This window comes from Neisseria sp. P0009.S007 (genome assembly GCF_051962515.1).
Genome location: NZ_JBQCVF010000282.1, coordinates 1 through 1,693 on the forward strand (window position 1 = coordinate 1; position 1,693 = coordinate 1,693).

Here is a 1,693-nt window from a genome sequence, read left to right on the forward strand (position 1 = left end):
TTTATCAAATTGGGGTTTTATTTGTCTTGAGCATTTTTTTGTTCGCGAACCACCCATTGGGCAATATCTGAACCCAATACTTTAGAAGTGCGGTTCAAGACGGCGCAAGAGCTTTTATAAGCGCCAAACATGCCACCGGAAGAGTTGCGGGTAAAGGTTTTTTTATTAACTTGTTTGCCGTCAACATACAAAGTGGCTGAAACCGCCATCCCTTTGGCGTGACCGATAAAGGCATTGCCTGCACTCATGGCGGAAGTGATAGCGATATCTGCGTATGTGCCTTGTTTTTTACCGTCACGGACAACTGTTACATCGCTTTTGGCTGCAGTTTCTTGCAAAGATTTGGACATGATGCTGCCCACTTCTAAACACTCAGAAACAATACGGGTATCGATTTCTTCTTTATCGCGGTAAGGAATGCTTTCATCAATATGGACATCTGCGCTGGCAAATGCAGATGCAAACAAGAATGCGGTTGCAAGGATACTGCTAGGAGACATAGTAGGGTACCTGAAATGGAATGTTAAAAAGAGTTGTTATTGTATAACGGTATTTACACTCAATCAACATAAGTTAAATAGGAAAAGATTTTGTTGAAATAGCTGTTATAGCAAGATAATCAAAAGGCCGTCTGAAATACTGCTATTCAGACGGCCTTTTGATTGGGGCATTAATTTGTTCTAGTCAAATAAGGCAGGGGATCGACTGCTTTGCCGTTTAGACGAACTTCAAAATGAAGCTTGACGCTGTCTGTATCGCTGCTGCCCATGGTCGCGATAACTTGACCTGCTTGGACTTTTTGATCTTTTTGTACCAAAAGCGTGTCGTTGTGGGCATAGGCGGTAATGGTGTAGTCGTTGTGGCTGATTAAAATCAGCTTGCCGTAGCCGCGTACTTCTTCGCCAACGTAGATGACGGTACCGGCTGCGGCAGAACGGATTTGTTGGCCTTGCGTGCCTGCAATATCTATGCCTTTGCTGCTTGTGCCGTTGTAGCGTTGGATAATGGAGGATGAGGCGTTATCGGTCGGCCATTGCAAGCTTAACCGGTTGATTGGGGTAACGGCGGTTGCTTGGCGTTGCTGCGTAGCAGTATTGCGGGAGGCAACATGACGGCGGACTCGCAATACTTGACTGACTTCGATTTGTGAGGCGTTGGGAAGGTTATTCCATGCAACCAGTGTATTGACGTTTTGTCCGTAGCGTTTGGCAATTTGGGTCAGGGTATCGCCGGGGCGGACTTTGTAGTAGCCGTCAGGTACAGCTCGGTTGGAAGAGGTATTGTTGCCAGCGCAGGCTGCTAAGACGGCAATGGTGCTGATGAGGGCCAGACGTTTTAAGGCCGTCTGAAAGGTGGAAATAAAATTTGTATTCATGGGTTGTTTCAAAATGTATCGTTATGTTGTGTATGATAGATAGGAAGAGTGGAAAAAGGTTCACTCAAAAGGCATGGGATAAACTGCATAAAGGCAGCATATTAACATTGAAAATTTGTGGATATGGCGGTATATTTTTTTATCATTTTGATGATAAAGGATTTTTTTGATAAGGTAAAAGAAAGTGAAAGTTTTTTCAGACGGTATTGAATAAGGCAATAAAAATCCCCTGCCGAGATAAACGGGCAGGGGATTTTTGTCTCATCGAACTTATTTGTTCAATTCGTTAGCCAGATACAGCCAAGTTTCAATCACGGT

At 44.1% G+C, this 1,693-nt stretch carries 2 protein-coding genes; both read right to left on the reverse strand.

What is annotated here, in order from left to right; all coding sequences use genetic code 11:
- Positions 1–17: 17 nt before the first annotated feature.
- The gene (locus ACTHS3_RS12465) at positions 18–500 is read right to left on the reverse strand and encodes a hypothetical protein (protein WP_049336190.1); all 483 of its coding nucleotides are present in this window, start codon (positions 498–500) and stop codon (positions 18–20) included.
- 170 nt (positions 501–670) lie between these two features.
- A complete protein-coding gene (locus ACTHS3_RS12470) occupies positions 671–1,375 on the reverse strand; it encodes a peptidoglycan DD-metalloendopeptidase family protein (RefSeq protein ID WP_070624773.1) in 705 nt (234 codons plus the stop codon).
- Positions 1,376–1,693: the final 318 nt, after the last annotated feature.